Source organism: Polaromonas sp. YR568 (assembly GCF_943372955.1).
In the GTDB taxonomy this organism is placed as follows: domain Bacteria; phylum Pseudomonadota; class Gammaproteobacteria; order Burkholderiales; family Burkholderiaceae_C; genus Polaromonas.
The window spans coordinates 425,954-441,259 of sequence record NZ_CALSAL010000002.1 but is presented as its reverse complement, the minus strand read 5'-3'; the positions used below and the strand labels follow the sequence as shown (position 1 = coordinate 441,259).

14 protein-coding genes are annotated in these 15,306 nt (G+C 62.1%); 11 read left to right on the top strand and 3 right to left on the bottom strand.

The features are described 5' to 3' along the window. Nucleotides 1–95 precede the first annotated feature (95 nt). Together AAG793_RS07970 and infA are read left to right on the top strand one after the other, a co-directional pair. Nucleotides 96–353: a hypothetical protein gene (locus AAG793_RS07970; protein ID WP_341906482.1), complete on the top strand. Its 258-nt coding sequence runs from the start codon at nt 96–98 to the stop codon at nt 351–353. A gap of 76 nt (nt 354–429) precedes the next feature. Beyond that, nucleotides 430–687, top strand: coding sequence for a translation initiation factor IF-1 (infA, locus tag AAG793_RS07965; RefSeq protein WP_011800392.1), 258 nt, complete (start codon nt 430–432; stop codon nt 685–687). 98 nt (nt 688–785) lie between these two features. Here the strand turns inward: infA and AAG793_RS07960 are convergent, their stop codons facing one another. Continuing rightward, entirely contained in the window at nt 786–1,406 is a 621-nt protein-coding gene (locus AAG793_RS07960) for a DUF502 domain-containing protein (RefSeq protein ID WP_341906480.1), read from the bottom strand. Nucleotides 1,407–1,871: 465 nt separating this feature from the next. On the opposite strand from AAG793_RS07960, the gene AAG793_RS07955 reads away from it, so the two are divergent. After that, on the top strand, nt 1,872–2,171 hold the full coding sequence (locus AAG793_RS07955) for a hypothetical protein (protein ID WP_341906478.1): 300 nt from the start codon (nt 1,872–1,874) through the stop codon (nt 2,169–2,171). 21 nt (nt 2,172–2,192) lie between these two features. Here AAG793_RS07955 and AAG793_RS07950 read toward each other — a convergent pair whose 3' ends face one another. Then, on the bottom strand, nt 2,193–4,577 hold the full coding sequence (locus tag AAG793_RS07950; RefSeq protein WP_341906476.1) for an ATP-dependent DNA helicase: 2,385 nt from the start codon (nt 4,575–4,577) through the stop codon (nt 2,193–2,195). Between the two features lie 126 nt (nt 4,578–4,703). Next, a complete protein-coding gene (locus AAG793_RS07945) occupies nt 4,704–5,108 on the bottom strand; it encodes a hypothetical protein (protein ID WP_341906474.1) in 405 nt (134 codons plus the stop codon). A gap of 154 nt (nt 5,109–5,262) precedes the next feature. On the opposite strand from AAG793_RS07945, the gene AAG793_RS07940 reads away from it, so the two are divergent. From AAG793_RS07940 to AAG793_RS07905, 8 genes are all read left to right on the top strand, one after another. Then, nucleotides 5,263–5,547, top strand: coding sequence for a DUF3297 family protein (locus AAG793_RS07940; protein ID WP_341906472.1), 285 nt, complete (start codon nt 5,263–5,265; stop codon nt 5,545–5,547). Between the two features lie 53 nt (nt 5,548–5,600). Beyond that, nucleotides 5,601–5,798 carry a hypothetical protein gene (locus AAG793_RS07935; protein ID WP_341906471.1) on the top strand — a complete coding sequence of 66 codons (198 nt, stop codon included), beginning with the start codon at nt 5,601–5,603 and terminating at the stop codon, nt 5,796–5,798. A 218-nt stretch (nt 5,799–6,016) separates the two neighbouring features. Next, nucleotides 6,017–7,288 carry an urea ABC transporter substrate-binding protein gene (gene urtA / locus AAG793_RS07930; protein ID WP_341906469.1) on the top strand — a complete coding sequence of 424 codons (1,272 nt, stop codon included), beginning with the start codon at nt 6,017–6,019 and terminating at the stop codon, nt 7,286–7,288. Between the two features lie 239 nt (nt 7,289–7,527). After that, nucleotides 7,528–9,096 (top strand): urea ABC transporter permease subunit UrtB, encoded by a 1,569-nt coding sequence (urtB, locus tag AAG793_RS07925; RefSeq protein ID WP_341906466.1) that lies wholly within the window; start codon nt 7,528–7,530, stop codon nt 9,094–9,096. 126 nt (nt 9,097–9,222) lie between these two features. Continuing rightward, on the top strand, nt 9,223–10,329 hold the full coding sequence (gene urtC / locus AAG793_RS07920) for an urea ABC transporter permease subunit UrtC (protein ID WP_341906464.1): 1,107 nt from the start codon (nt 9,223–9,225) through the stop codon (nt 10,327–10,329). Then, nucleotides 10,326–11,210 carry an urea ABC transporter ATP-binding protein UrtD gene (urtD, locus tag AAG793_RS07915; RefSeq protein WP_341906462.1) on the top strand — a complete coding sequence of 295 codons (885 nt, stop codon included), beginning with the start codon at nt 10,326–10,328 and terminating at the stop codon, nt 11,208–11,210. The genes urtC and urtD overlap by 4 nt, the downstream gene beginning before the upstream one ends. A 669-nt stretch (nt 11,211–11,879) precedes the next feature. Beyond that, on the top strand, nt 11,880–12,572 hold the full coding sequence (urtE, locus tag AAG793_RS07910) for an urea ABC transporter ATP-binding subunit UrtE (protein ID WP_341906459.1): 693 nt from the start codon (nt 11,880–11,882) through the stop codon (nt 12,570–12,572). A gap of 92 nt (nt 12,573–12,664) precedes the next feature. Beyond that, complete coding sequence (locus tag AAG793_RS07905; RefSeq protein WP_341906457.1) at nt 12,665–15,304, top strand: CHASE domain-containing protein; 2,640 nt, start codon at nt 12,665–12,667, stop codon at nt 15,302–15,304. Nucleotides 15,305–15,306: the final 2 nt, after the last annotated feature.

Sequence of the window (15,306 nt, the reverse complement as noted above, 5' to 3'; positions counted from 1 at the left end):
CACTCGCCGGCTTGTCCGCAAGCCGATACCTTTTTGAATTATTTTGTAGAAACGCCGGGACATTCCTCGAACAACGACACCCGGCAAGCCATTTCATGACGAACGACCACACCCATATCGCAGTAGGCAAGTACCTTGTCTCTCCGCTCATCAAGCAGCAGGCCGAAGGCCGCTACGCTGCATCGGTTTCCATCCGCTCCGGCCGGGGCAGCGCCACGCATGACCGCGTGATGCGACTGAGCGGCCTGTTTGACACCGCTTCCGCCGCCGTGCAGCACGCCACCGAACACGCCCTGGCGTGGATTCAGGAGCGCTCATCCGGTGCCTTGACGGCATCGCCTGCATGCGCCTGACGCGCGCTGCACAGCCTGGCCCTTCGCGGGCCACGCGCCTCACCACTGATTTTTCCCATTCTCAAGGAGTTACCCCATGGCCAAAGAAGAACTGATTGAAATGCACGGACTGGTCGATGAGGTGTTGCCTGACTCGCGCTTTCGCGTCACGCTGGACAACGGCCACAAGCTGGTCGCCTACACCTCCGGCAAGATGCGCAAGAACCACATCCGCATCCTGGCGGGTGACCAGGTGTCGCTGGAGCTGTCGCCCTACGACCTGAGCAAGGGCCGCATCACCTTCCGTCACATTGCAGGCCGCGGCCCCGGTCCGGCACCGCGCCAGTCGCGCTAAGCCACCCGCAGTCATAGCAGTATCAACAGGACGAGCGACACAGCGCCGGCCTGCGCCCCGTCAGCCTTCGGCGATGGTGGGGAGGCGTGTGACCGCCCTCAGGACTTCGCCGCAGCCTGTTGCGTTGCAGCGGGCTTGGCCATCCAGGCAATCAGCGCAGAGCGCATCGCTTCCTCAACCGACATGTCGATGGGTTGCACCCACTCGACCGGAACGAACACGGTGTAGCCGCCAATCATGTAACCCATGGGCAGGTAAACCGCTACACGTTCGCCAGGTTTGCCGGGCAGAAATCCACCTGGCAAATCCGCGAAGCTTCGGCGCGTGATGAGCCCCACGATCTCCAGTGGGTGGCCCGGCATGCGCAGGATCACCACACTCTGCTCGCCGGATGTGGAGGCTGGCGCAAAGTAGTCGGCAAAACTTTTCAGCGACGAGTAAATGCTCTTGACCACCGGCAGGTTGGTGAAGGGCAGCTCCACGAAGGACAGCAGCTGGCGGATGCGGCGGTTCGACACCAGATAGCCCACCACGAGAATCGCGAGCACACCCGACAGCAGGCCCATGCCTGGCACATAAAAACTGCCAATCAGTGGCCGCAGCAGCCACAGCGTGAGCGTCTCCGTCCACGCGAGAAAGATGTACAGCAGGTACACCGTCAGCGCCACCGGCAGGATGGTGATGAGACCGCGAAAGAAATACTTGTAGAGATTCTTCATGAGGTTTCCTGGGGCGTTGTGCAGTGCAGCGTAGACGGAGGCGCCCGCTCAATATAACGATGTTGTTTGTCGCCAGAGCATTTGGTGCGAGCGGCGCCAGCGTAATTACAAAAAATCAATCAAGGTTTTCTCTTACATCTTGATGGAATTTTGGCCAGCGAATCGCATCCAAACTGTCATCTGACGGGCGTAAACTGATTCAGGGGCGAGACACCCCACCGTCGGTACTTCACAGCCAATGTTCATTCGCCTTTCTCTCCTGCCGGTTCCTGCCTTTGTGGCCAGGCCCGCCCCGTTTGATGTTTCGTTGGTTGCGACGCAGGCTTTCCATGTCGCGTGGGGGCGCCGCACACCGGGCGTCCGTCATCCCCATTCCATCCCCACTGCTTTTGCTGCGCTTTGGCACGCTGTATGCGTGTGTTGCAGTGCACCAGCCCTGTCATTTCCCCTGAAGGATACCGGTCCATGAACCATTCCACGCTTGCGAGCGCACAGCTGATCGATCCCCTGCGCTCCCTGGCACTGACTGTCGAAGAATCAGCCCCCGGCGAATTCCGCTGGCGCCTGCTGGAGCGCGGCCTGCGCACGCAGGCGTTCGAGTCTCTCGCCGTCTCTGACATCACCTTCCCGGCTTACGACACGGCGCTGGCTGCGGGCTATGGTGAGCTGCAGCGGCTGGTCGGCCCCGATCTGCAGTACGGCCCGCGCGCTGAGAGCCGGGCGCAGGCGGCACTGTTTGATGCCAAGCAGGCACTTGCCGCCTGATTCGTCACACTAGGCCACCGATCAGGCGGGCGCCAAATAGCCGCGTCTAGCCTGCAGCCGCTCAACCTGCCACCAGCGCGGGAACAGCGCCTGCACTTCAGCCCGCGTGAAGCGGTCGTCCATCAGGTACACCACCCCGCGGTCTGAGGTGGTGCGGATCACCCGACCGGCGGCCTGCACCACTTTCTGCAGGCCGGGGTAAAGATAGGTGTAGTCATGCGCCAGACTGGCGTTGAAGTTGGCCGCCATGCGCTCCCGGATCTGCTCGTTCACCGGGTTGATCTGCGGCAGGCCCAGCGTGGCGATGAAGGCACCAATCAGGCGTGCACCCGGCAGGTCAATTCCTTCGGCGAACGGGCCACCCAACACCGCGAAGCCAATACCTTGTGATGTGGGCGTGAAGCGCGCCAGAAAGGCATCGCGGGCGCGCTCTTCCATGCCGCGTGTCTGCGTCCACTGCGGAATCTGCGGGTGGCGCTGCTGCAGCATGGCTGCCAGCTGTAGCAGGTAGTCGTAGCTGCTCGCAAAGGCAAGGTAATTGCCCGGCTGCTGTGCGTACTGGCGTACCATGAGATCCGCAATCGGCGCCAGTGAGTCGCCCCGGTGCGCGTAGCGTGTGGAGACATTGCTCACCACCGATACCCGCAGCTGCTGGTGCGTGAATGGCGAGGCGACGTCAATCCACGCGGCGCTGGCAGGCAGACCCAGCAGGTCGTGGTGATAGGTCTGCGGGCTCAGTGTCGCCGAGAACAGCGTCACCGCCTGCGCTGCGTTGAAGCGGGGTGCCAGAAAGGTGGCCGGCACCACGTTGCGGATGTTCAGTACTGCTGCGCCGGGCCCTGCCGCGAAGGCGTCTTGCCCGGGTTGCTGCAGCTCCCCATCCGCGGAGTCATCGCCCTGCAAGGTGATGTCAAACAGCGAGCGTTCCGCAAAGGCATCAGCCATGCGTGAGAACTGCAGTGCTTCGAAGTAGAAGCCCTGCAGCGCGGCATCGACCCGTGTCGGGTTGGCCACCAGAAAGTCGGTGATCTGCGTCAGGGTCTGCTGCAGCACTTTGAGGAAGGACGTGGGCAGTTCGGCATGCACCACGTAGGGGGCAACTTGGGTCTGGTGCAGTTCGTGCAAGCTCTTGTTGAGGCGCTGCAGTGCGCTCTTTACCGCGCGCGGAGCGGTGGCGTACACCTGCTGCAGCTGCGTCTGGTCGAGCCGTGCGGAGTACATCTTGCGGCCGCGCTCCACTAGGTTATGCGCCTCATCGACCAGCACGCCCACACGCCACTGGTGCGCGGTGGTCAGGCTGTAGAGCAGGGCGCTGCTGTCGAAGTAATAGTTGTAGTCGCCCACCACCACGTCGGTCCATACCGCCAGCTCCTGGCTCAGGTAATAGGGGCACACGCTGTGGCTCAGCGCCACGCGCCGCAGGGCGGCTTTGTCCAGCGGGCCTTGCAATGCAGCGTGGGCCACGGCGGCACTGCGCGCTTCGGGCAGACGATCGTAAAAACCTTTGGCCAGCGGGCAGGCGTCGCCATGGCAGGCCTTGTCGGGATGTTCACATGACTTGTCGCGTGCCACCAGTTCGAGCACGCGCAGTGGCAGGCGATGCAATGCTGGAGGTGACGGATTTGCGTTGGAGTTGTACGACTGAATGCGTTCCAGCGCATCCAGCGCCAGCTGGCGCCCGGGCGTTTTGGCGGCCAGGAAGAACAGCTTGTCGAGCTGCCGCCCCGGTGCGGCCTTGAGCAGCGGGAACACCGTGCCAATGGTTTTGCCGATGCCGGTGGGCGCCTGTGCCATCAGGCAGCGCCCCGCCATCGTGGTTTTGTAGACGGCCTCGGCCAGTGCGCGCTGACCAGGCCGGAAGTCTGCATGCGGAAAGGTCAGCGCGGACAGTGCGGCGTCGCGTGCCTGCCGATGGGCCATTTCCTGCTCGGCCCAGGCCAGAAAGCGTTCGCACTGCGCTTCAAAGTACTGCTTCAGTTCATGCGCGGTGTAGTGCTTGGTCAGTGGCGTTTCCTGCAGGCTGGCCACGTCGAAGTACACCAGCGACAGTTCAATGGTTTCCAGGTCCTTGTCGGCACACAGCAGCCATCCGTAAATCTTCAGCTGCGCCCAGTGCAGATGGCGCCGGTTGTCGGCCATGGCGTGCAGGTCGCCGCGGTAGGTTTTGACCTCTTCCAGCCGGTTTTGCTCAGGGTCATAGCCGTCGGCACGGCCGCGCACCGTCAGGGTCTTGTAGTCGCCCTGCAGGCTGACTTCAGACTGGTAGCTGCCCGACCGGCGTGAGGCCACCAGCAAATGCCCCGCAATGCCTTCCTGCGCGGAAGGAGAGGGTGTGAAGCGCAGGTCCAGATCACCGTGTTTGGCGGTGAAATTGCACAGGGCGCGAACGGCAACGAGGTAGTTCAATCAGGCAGGCCCCGGGTGGCTGGCGGGTGCGGCCATGGTAGCGCACCGTTTGTGCCAGCCAGCCTGCGGCCGTCCGTGATTTCGCTGGAGATCAGCGGCCGATCTGGCGATGGGTCAGGCGATGGGTCAGGACTTGTTCAGGGCCTGCTTGAACTCTTCGGGTGAGAGATGGCTGTCCTTGTCGGTATCGGCTCGGTCAAAGTATTTGGAGACACCGCGGAAGTTGGAGGCTTCGTCCCGGCTGACCTTGCGGTCGCGGTTTTTGTCCATGAAGCTGAAGGCGCGTTCGATGTCCTGTGTGCTGTAGCGCGGGGTGCTGGTCGCGGCCACAGTGGGGGTTGTTGCAGCTGTGGCCGCAGGCTCTGCAGGCGCCTGCGCGTGTGCCAGGTTTGCCGCCAGCCAGGCCACCGCAGCCAGCAGCAACAGGCCCCCGGTGTGAGCGCGAAGCAGGTGAGTGGGCGGTACAGGCTGCGCGCGAGTGGTGAGCGAATGGTGTTTCATGACCTGATTGAACGCGATTGGCACTGGCATGACCAGCCTTCTTGCACCCTGTTGCCTCGCTTTACACAAAGCGCGCGGGATGAAACGCTTCTTTGCAATCCGTCGGCGCCGCGCTCGCAGGGCCAGGAGTGCCGTGAATCATGGAAAATCAGAACTATTGACATCCAACCGAACTGATTGCGCCATGAACGACACCACCACACCGACCTCCACCCAAACTGCACCTGAAGCCCCCCAGCGCCCCACGCTGCCCGACCACCTGTCGTGCGACCCGCGCAGCCCGCACCATGTGGCCGCCGTGTTCGAGCATGAGGTTGGCATTCGCCTCAATGACAAGGAGCGCCACGATGTCGAGGAGTACTGCATCAGCGAAGGCTGGGTCAAGGTACCGGCAGGCAAGACGCTGGACCGCAAGGGCCATCCGCTGCTGATCAAGCTCAAAGGCAAGGTCGAAGCCTTCTACCGTTGACTGCACAGGGTTGTTCGACCTGCTTTGGCCACCTTTTCAGACGCTGATTCAACATGAAACTCACTCGCCTGTACCAGCCGCGCAATCCCCTGTTCTGGATGATGGTGGTGCTCAACCTGCTCTCCGCCATCCTCGGCTGGATCGCCAACACCCACACCCTGAGTGTTTTCGTCAGCGTGGTGCTGGCGTGCTTTGCGGTGGGCAATGCGGTGCTGGGTACGTTTTTGATGTGGCGGCTGGTCAAGTCCTGAATCTGCCGACGGCCTGATTCGGCTTTCGTGAGCCGGCGTTCGACCTGTGCCTGCCGTCTGCGGCGGAACTGGCACACCACGTCCCCATACGCCACCCGGCGTATTTCCCAATCTTCTCCCGGTACCCAGAATCGACTCATCGCTGGGTAAAAGCCGCCGTTTGGGCTTCTGCGCAGCGAAATGCGTCCCCAACCTGTCGCCACCTCACGGAGAACCCTATGCAACGTTCGAATTCACGTCGATTCACCCTCAAGGCCATGACTGCCGCCGTCGCGCTGGCCAGCCTCGGTGCTGTGCCAGCCTTTGCCCAGAACACCATCAAGGTGGGCGTGCTGCACAGCCTGTCGGGCACCATGGCCATTTCCGAGACCACGCTGAAAGACACCGTGCTGATGGCGATCGAAGAGATCAATGCCAAGGGCGGCGTGCTCGGCAAGAAGCTCGAACCCGTGGTGGTCGACCCGGCCTCCAACTGGCCGCTGTTCGCCGAAAAGACCAAGCAACTGCTGGGCCAGGACAAGGTGGCCGTCATCTTCGGCTGCTGGACGTCGGTGTCCCGCAAGTCGGTGCTGCCTGTCGTGGAAGAAATGAACGGCCTGCTGTTCTACCCTGTGCAGTACGAGGGTGAAGAGCTGTCCAAGAACGTGTTCTACACCGGCGCCGCGCCCAACCAGCAGGCCATTCCCGCTGTGGATTACCTGATGAGCAAGGCCGGCGGTGGCGCCAAGCGCTGGGTGCTGCTGGGTACCGACTATGTGTACCCCCGCACCACCAACAAGATCCTGCGCGCCTATCTCAAGAGCAAGGGCGTGAAGGACACCGACATCGACGAGAAATACACCCCCTTCGGCCACAGCGATTACCAGACCATCGTGGCGGACATCAAGAAGTTCAGCCAGGGTGGCAAGACGGCCGTGGTGTCTACCATCAACGGTGATTCCAACGTGCCTTTCTACAAGGAGCTGGGCAACGCGGGTCTGAAGGCCAAAGACGTGCCTGTGGTTGCTTTCTCGGTTGGCGAGGAAGAGCTGCGCGGTGTGGATACCAAGCCGCTGGTCGGCCACCTGGCTGCATGGAACTACTTTCAGTCGATCAAGAGCCCGGCCAACACCGAGTTCATCAAGAAGTGGTCCGACTACGCCAAAGCCAAAAAACTGCCTGGCTCCGACAAGCCTTTGACCAACGACCCGATGGAAGCCACCTACATCGGCATCAACATGTGGAAGCAGGCCGTCGAGAAGGCCAAGTCCACCGACACCGACAAGGTAATCGCCGCCATGGCTGGCCAGACCTTCAAGGCACCCTCGGGCATCGTGAGCAAGATGGATGAGAAGAACCACCACCTGCACAAGTCCGTCTTCATCGGCGAGATCAAGGCAGACGGCCAGTTCAACGTGGTGTGGAAGACGCCTGGTCCGGTGAAGGCCAAGCCATGGAGTCCGTACATCGAGGGTAACGACAAGAAACCCGACGAGCCCGTAAAGAAGTAAGAAGCTACTGCGCGAACCGATCTGGGGCTCTGCGGTGCTCACGGTACTGGTGTACCGTTCCGCTCCTCAAGCCCCACCTCGGTCCGCTCGCTACGCTTCTTCCAGTCTTGACGCCTTTGGGCGTCTTGGACTGGGGTCCCGCAGTCAATCCGGGGTCTATCCTGTCCTTTAGGAAGTTGCAGTCTGGGCATGTACACGGGCAATCTGTGTGCTGTGCCCAACCTACAGGTTCTTGTCACATGCCCTTTCGCCATCTCCTTTTCCTCTTCACCCTGCCCATCGCCATTCACGCCCACGCGCTGACGGCGGACGAGGTCAGGGGCATGGCCATCGGAGAGACTGAGGCGCGGGTTGAAGCGCTGAACAAGGCCGCTGCGCAGGCGGACGACAAAATCGCCGCCTTCATCCAGGCGCTGGCCGACGACGCGGTGAAGGTCAAGGACGACAAGGTGTTTGTCGTGAAGGACGACAAGGCCTTTGACCCAGTCACTGGGGCTGAAGTGCCACTGCCCGCCGACGCGGAAGATGTGATCAATCCCAATCTGATGCGCAGCGAGCTTGACACGGCGCTCGCCGTGCTTAAGTTGTTCTCGCCAGACGAGAAGGTGCGCGCTGATGCAGTGAAGACACTGGCCGGCGAGAGCGACGAAGCCCGCCTGCCGCTGATTGAGAAGGCGCTGGCCTCCGAGACCTCGCCCGCCCTCAAGGCGCAACTGGAGCGGGTGCGTGCAGCCATTTTGCTCGGCAGTCCGGACAAGGCCAAGCGGCTCGAAGCGGCGGCTTCGCTCGCCAGCAGCAACAACCCCATCACCAAAACCGTGTTGATTGAGCGGCTGGCGGTCGAGACCGACCCTGACGTGAAGGTCACCCTGCAGGCGTCGCTCGCCAAGGTGCAGGCCTCGCTGGCCTGGGGTGAGAAGCTGGGTGCGATTTTCAGCGGCATCAGCCTGGGTAGCATCCTGCTGCTTGTGGCGCTGGGCCTGGCCATCACCTACGGGTTGATGGGTGTCATCAACATGGCGCATGGCGAACTGATGATGATTGGCGCCTACGCCACCTATGTGGTGCAGGGCGTGTTCCAGAAATACCTGCCCGGTTACTTTGATTGGTACCTGCTGGCCGCCGTGCCCGTGGCCTTCATGGCCTCGGCCCTGATGGGCGCTGGTCTGGAACGCAGTGTGATCCGCTTTCTCTACGGCCGGCCGCTTGAAACACTTTTGGCGACCTGGGGCATCAGCCTGATGCTGCAGCAGCTGGTGCGATCCATCTTCGGCGCGCAGAACGTCGGTGTGGAGAACCCGGTGTGGATGAGTGGTGGCGTGCAGGTGCTGGGCAACCTGTCGCTGCCCTACAACCGCCTGGTGATCATCGGCTTCGCGATTGCGGTGCTGCTGGGCATGGCGTGGTTGATCAGCAAGACACGCCTGGGCCTGTTTGTGCGCGGCGTCACGCAGAACCGGCCGATTGCCTCATGCATGGGGGTGAACACCGCGCGCGTCGATACCTATGCCTTCGCGCTCGGTTCCGGCATTGCCGGGCTGGCGGGCTGTGCGCTCAGCCAGGTCGGTAATGTGGGGCCGGATCTGGGGCAGGGCTACATCGTCGATTCCTTCATGGTGGTGGTGCTGGGCGGTGTCGGCCAGCTGGCGGGCACGGTGTACGCGGCCCTGGGTCTCGGCATCCTCAACAAGTTTCTCGAAGGCTGGACGGGCGCCGTGCTGGCCAAGATTGCCGTGCTGGTGCTCATCATCATCTTCATCCAGAAGCGGCCGCAGGGCATTTTTGCGATGAAAGGGCGGGAAGCATGAACATCCCCGTGGCTTGCCCACTTCGTGTGGCGTCCTCTCTCCTAAAGGGGGCAACGCCAGCAGCCCGGTTGAGTCGGTTCTGCGGCGTTTCTGGCCTGAGGTCATTTGCCTGAGATGCGACGCGAGATGCAGAAAATTTCCCTGCCCACACGCCAACCGCTGCTGACACGCACCGGCTGGAGTGCCTTCTTCATCGCGCTGATCACCGTCTGCGCAGTGGCGCCCGTGCTCAACCTGTGGGTGCCTGAAAGTAGCCCTTTCCACATGAGCACCTACATGGTGGCGCTGCTGGGCAAGATCATGTGCTACGCCATCTGCGCGCTGGCGATGGACCTGATCTGGGGCTACACCGGCATCCTGTCACTGGGGCACGGGCTCTTTTTTGCGCTGGGTGGTTACAGCATGGGCATGTACCTCATGCGCCAGATCGGCCGCGACGGCAATTACAAGAGCGACCTGCCCGACTTCATGGTGTTTCTCGACTGGAAAGAGCTGCCGTGGCACTGGACTTTCAGCGACAGCTTTGTCGCGACGCTGTTCCTCATCGTGCTGGTGCCCGGGCTGGTGGCTCTGGTGTTTGGCTATTTCGCGTTCCGCTCGCGCATCAAGGGCGTGTACTTCTCCATCATCACGCAGGCCATGACCTTCGCCGCGATGCTGCTGTTCTTCCGCAACGAGACGGGATTCGGCGGCAACAACGGTTTCACCGATTTCAAGCGCATCCTCGACATCCCGATTGCCACACCATCGATGCGCATGGTGCTGTTTGTGACGACTGGTCTCACGCTGCTGGGCTTCTTCCTGTTTGCCCGGTGGCTGGTGGGCAGCAAGTTCGGCCGCGTGCTGCAGGCCATTCGTGATGCAGAAACGCGCGTCATGTTTTCGGGCTACAACCCGCTGGGCTACAAGCTCACCATCTGGGTCATTTCAGCAGTGATGTGCGGCGTGGCCGGTGCGCTTTATGTGCCGCAGGTTGGCATCATCAACCCGGGCGAGATGAGCCCGGCCAACTCGATCGAGATCGCCATCTGGGCGGCGGTGGGTGGGCGCGCCACGCTGATTGGCCCCATCGTCGGTGCCTTCCTCGTCAACGGCGCCAAGAGCTGGCTCACCGTGGCCTACCCCGAGTTTTGGCTGTATTTCCTCGGCATGCTGTTCATTCTGGTCACGCTGTTCCTGCCGGATGGGGTGATTGGTCTGTTCAGAAAGCTGCGCAAGGGGTTGAAGCGATGACGCCAGACCTTCTGGAGCAGGGTGCGCGCCGTGTGCAGGAGCACATGCTCGCGCTGGAAAAAAGCCGTAGCAACACCGAATCGGGTGGCCGCAGTGCCGGGTTTTCGCGCGTGGCCGCTGCGCCGGGTGTCGTGGACACCACCCATGGCCGGATTCTTTACCTGGAAGATGTCAGCGTAAGCTTTGACGGCTTCAAGGCCATCAACAAGCTGAGCCTGGACATCGCGCCCGGTGAGCTGCGCTGCATCATCGGCCCCAACGGTGCCGGCAAGACCACGATGATGGACATCATCACCGGCAAGACCCGCCCCGACGAGGGCACGGTGTACTTCGGCAGCACCATTGATCTGCTGCGCCACAAGGAATCAGAAATCGCGCAGCTAGGCATTGGACGCAAGTTCCAGAAGCCCACGGTGTTCGAGCACTTGACCGTGTTTGAGAACCTCGAACTGGCACTCAAGACCAACAAGGGTGTGGCGGCGTCGATGTTCTTCAAGCTCGACTCCGCACAGAGCGACCGCCTCGCCGAGATGCTGGTGACGATTCACCTGGCTGACAGCGTGAGCCGCCTGGCGGGCAATCTGAGCCATGGGCAGAAACAGTGGCTTGAAATCGGCATGCTGCTGATGCAAGACCCCAAGCTGCTTCTGCTCGACGAACCGGTGGCCGGCATGACCGACGAGGAAACCGCGCGTACGGCGGAACTCTTCCTGTCGCTCAAGGGCAAGCATTCGCTGATGGTGGTGGAGCACGACATGAGCTTCATCAAGACCATCTCCGAGATCGTGACGGTGCTTTGCGATGGCTCCGTGCTGGCGCAGGGGACGTTGGATCAGGTGCAGGCGGATGAGCGGGTGATTGAGGTGTATCTTGGAAGGTAGGCTTTTGTCCGTTCGGGCTGCGTTTGTCGAAGTCGGGTCTTGTCATGTCGGCTTTTCCATCGCTGGGTGTTGCTGGCCGGGGGTTGCCCGGCGGCAAGTAACTTTCTTTTGCTTCGCCAAAAGAAAGTCACCAAAGAAAAGGCGACCCGAAGTCTGGGTCCCTTCGCTGCGCTACGGGCAACCTGCGCTGCTCGACTCCGGCGGGGGTCCGCAGAACTCGCCTGCGGCTCAAACAACTGCGGCCCTGATCCCGCCTCCATCTGCGCTGCTCAGCCCAGCCACACGGGACAAGCGGGAACGGAAGCCAGTACAACAAGGATACGCCGCTGCGTGTCCTTGGGAAGTTCGGTATTTGTCTTTTGTATTCCTCTTTTTCCCACCCCTTGTGAATGCGCCGAGGAGCGCAGGTTCAGGCGGATCAGGGCTGGCGTTGTCTGAGCGAAGCGAGTTTAGCCAGCCCCCGCCTGAACCGAGCACCGCAGGTTGCCCCGTAGCGCAGCGCAGGGGACGCAGGCACCAGGGTCGCCTTTCTTTTGCTTACTTTTCTTTGGCGAAGCAAAGAAAAGTGAGTTGCCGCCGGGCAACCCCCGGCCAGCAGGTCTTGGCAGAAAACGCTTCCACCGGAGCAAGAACCAGTTTCGCAAGAGAGCTACCCGACGGAGGCAGTTCATGCTCCAGGTAAAAAACATCAACCAATACTACGGCGGCTCCCACATCCTGCGCGATGTGAGCCTCGAATCCACCCTCGGCAAGGTCACCGTCCTGCTCGGCCGCAACGGTGTGGGCAAGACCACCTTGCTCAAGTCGCTGATGGGCTTGGTGCCCATCAAGACCGGCACCATTGAATTTGACGGCGAGCAGATACAGGGCGCCACTCCCTATGAGCGTGCCCGCGCTGGCATCGGATTTGTGCCGCAGGGCCGCGAGATCTTTGCGCGGCTGACTGTCGAAGAGAATCTGCGCATGGGCTTGGCCTATAAAAGCGCGAGTACGCCGATTCCGGCTGAGCTGTACGAACTGTTCCCCGTTCTCAAGCAGATGCTCAGCCGCCGTGGCGGTGACCTGTCGGGCGGGCAGCAGCAGCAACTGGCGATTGCGCGGGCGCTGGCGGCCAAGCCCAAGTTGCTGATTCTTGATGAGCCGACCGAAGGCATCCAGCCCAGCATCATCAAGGACATTGGCCGCGTCATCCGCATGCTGGCTGACCGGGGCGACATGGCCATCCTGCTGGTGGAGCAGTACTACGACTTTGCACAGGAGCTGGCAGACGACTACCTGGTGATGGAGCGCGGCGAGTTCATTGCGCGTGGCGCTGGCAAAGACATGGAAGCCAACGGCGTGCGCCAGCTGGTGGCGATCTAGCCCATTTTCCGGGGTGGGTAGCGGGGTGCTTCCCCGCATGGCGGAATGTAGGGGCTCGGCTAAACTTCGGCCTTTCAACCTGACCGCTGCCCATGAAAGCCCTGTCCAGTTACCTGGCGGCTGGCGAGAGTCTCTACGACGAAGATTTTCGTTCGACCCGCGTTGTCACGACCTTGCTGCTGGTGGCGGGTCTGGGTGCGACATCGGCCTTGTCTCTCTGGCTGCATCAGGACATCGACAACAAAGCGCGCGCGCGTTTTGACCGGCGGGTTGAGCGCATAGAGGCCGACATGCGGCAGCAGCTCAGTCTGCCCTTCAACGGCGTCAAGGGCGCAGCAGGCGTGTACGCTGCCAGTGCATCGGTCGAGCGCGAGGAGTTCCGGGCTTATGTGGACTCCAGCCGCTTGGTCAGTGGCGATCCACCCGTTCGCAACTTCGGGTTCATTGAGCGCGTGCCGCGTGCGGATTTGCCGCGCTTTGTGGCGGCGCAGAAGCGCGATGGCTGGCCCGGCTTTGCTGTCCAGAACGACCAGCAGGCCGCTGAGCTGCAACTCATCAAGTTCATGGAGCCCTCTGAGCGCTTCGGCAAGCTGATCGGTCTGGACATCACCGGCGACGCCGACCGCATGGCAGCGATGGGGCGGGCGATTGCCACCGGTGAGGAAACGCTGACCGGCCGCGTCGCCCTGACTGAAAACGGCCGCACCGTGCAGGCGCTGGAGTATCTGCTGCCGGTGTACAGGCGGGATGCGGAACCGCGCAGTGCGGCTGACCGCGCCGCCAGCCTGGTGGGCGTGCTGCGGGCGACGGTGGCGATTGATGATCTGATGCCGCATCTGATGGAGTCGGCGCAAGGGGAGGTTGATTTCGAGCTGTACGACGGCGTGCAGGGGCCTGGCGACAGTCTTGAACGGCTGCTGTTTGATGCCGACAAACACCTCAGCCGCGTGCAGGGGCTGGGGGGCGCCAGCGCGGAGCCACCGCGCAAGTTCAGCGCGTCCACCATCATCGGCATTGGTGGGCGCCAGCTCACCCTGCGCACCAGCACCACCCCTGTATTTGAGGCGCAGGTGTTCACCGCCATTCCGTTCATTGTGGGCGGCGTGGGCATCCTGCTCAGCTGTGCGATGGCCTTCAGTGCGTGGCTGTTGTTGACCGGTCGGGTGCGGGCGCTGGCGCTGGCGCACCAGATGACGGTGGATCTGGCGCGCGAACGCCAGCGCCTTGTGAACATTGTGGAGGGTACCAATGCCGGCACCTGGGTCTGGCAGGTGCAGACCGGCGAGCTGTTCCTCGATGAACGCTGGGCCGCCATGATTGGCCATACGCTGGAGTCCTTGGGGCCCCTGAACGCCAAGACCTGGCGTGAGCTGGTTCATCCGGACGACCTGATCCGCATGGAGGTGGCGCTCAATCGCCACTTCATCGGCGAGACCGAGTACTTCGAGTGCGAGAACCGCATCCGTCACAAGGATGGACAGTGGGTCTGGGTGATGGACCGCGGCAAGGTCTCGTCATGGACGCGCAGTGGCAAGCCGCAGCTGATGTCCGGCACGCAAATCGATACATCCGAGAAACAGGCCACCCTGATGGCCTTGCGGGCCAGCGAAGAGAACTTCCGCCACCTGTTCGACAACAGCCTGGAAGGCATTCTGCAGGCGCTGGCCGACGGCTCGGTACTGTACGCCAACCCGGCGGCGTGCAAGCTGTTCGCCATGACGCAGGATGAAATTCGCCAGCAGGCGCGCACCGGGCTTGCCGACCCGCAGGACCCGCGTTTCAGCGGCTATCTGGTTCAGGCCTTGCGGCACGGGCAGGCGCGCGGCGAGGCTACCATGCAGCGCAGGGATGGCTCGCTTTTTGAATGCGAGCTGTCACTGTCGCACCACCTCAGCCAGGACGGCGAGTCGTGCATCAACATCTTTCTGCGTGATGTGACCATCCGCAAGCAGGCAGAGGCCGAGATTCAGGCCCTGAATGCCGACCTCGAAGACCGGGTGTCAAGACGCACCGCCCAGCTGGAGGCGGCCAATCACGAACTGGAAGCCTTTTCATACTCGGTGGCCCATGACCTGCGCGCACCCTTGAGCTCCATTCACGGGTTCAGTCATCTGCTGCAAAAGGCGGTGGGCGACGATGTCGCTGCGCGCTGCGCGCACTACCTTAGCCGTATCCGTGCCGGTGTGGTGCAGATGGGCCACATCACCGACGGACTGTTGTCGCTGGCCCATGTCTCCCGGACCGAGGTGAAGGTTCATCAGGTGGATCTGGGGGAAATCGCACAGCTGGTGGTGCAAGCCTGCCGTGAGCGCGACCCCGGGCGTGAGGTGGAAGTGCGGATCGGTGCAGACCTGACCGCCATCGGTGACCCGACCCTGCTGCGGCAGGTGCTGGAAAACCTGATCGGCAACGCATGGAAGTTCACCGGGCGCACCCGCGACGTGAAGATCGAGATCAACAAACTGCCGGTGGCAGACGGCGCCATCACGTTCTTTGTGCGTGACAACGGCGCCGGCTTTGACATGGCCTACATCGACAAACTGTTCGGTTCGTTCCAGCGGCTGCACTCACCGGGAGAGTTCGAAGGAACGGGGATTGGTCTGGCGACATCGATGCGCATCATCCGCCGGCACGGTGGGCGCATGTGGGCCGAAGGGGCGCCGGGGCAGGGCGCGACGTTTTACTTCACGCTGCCTCTGGTGCTGGACAAATTGCTGGCCGAGCCGTCCTGAGG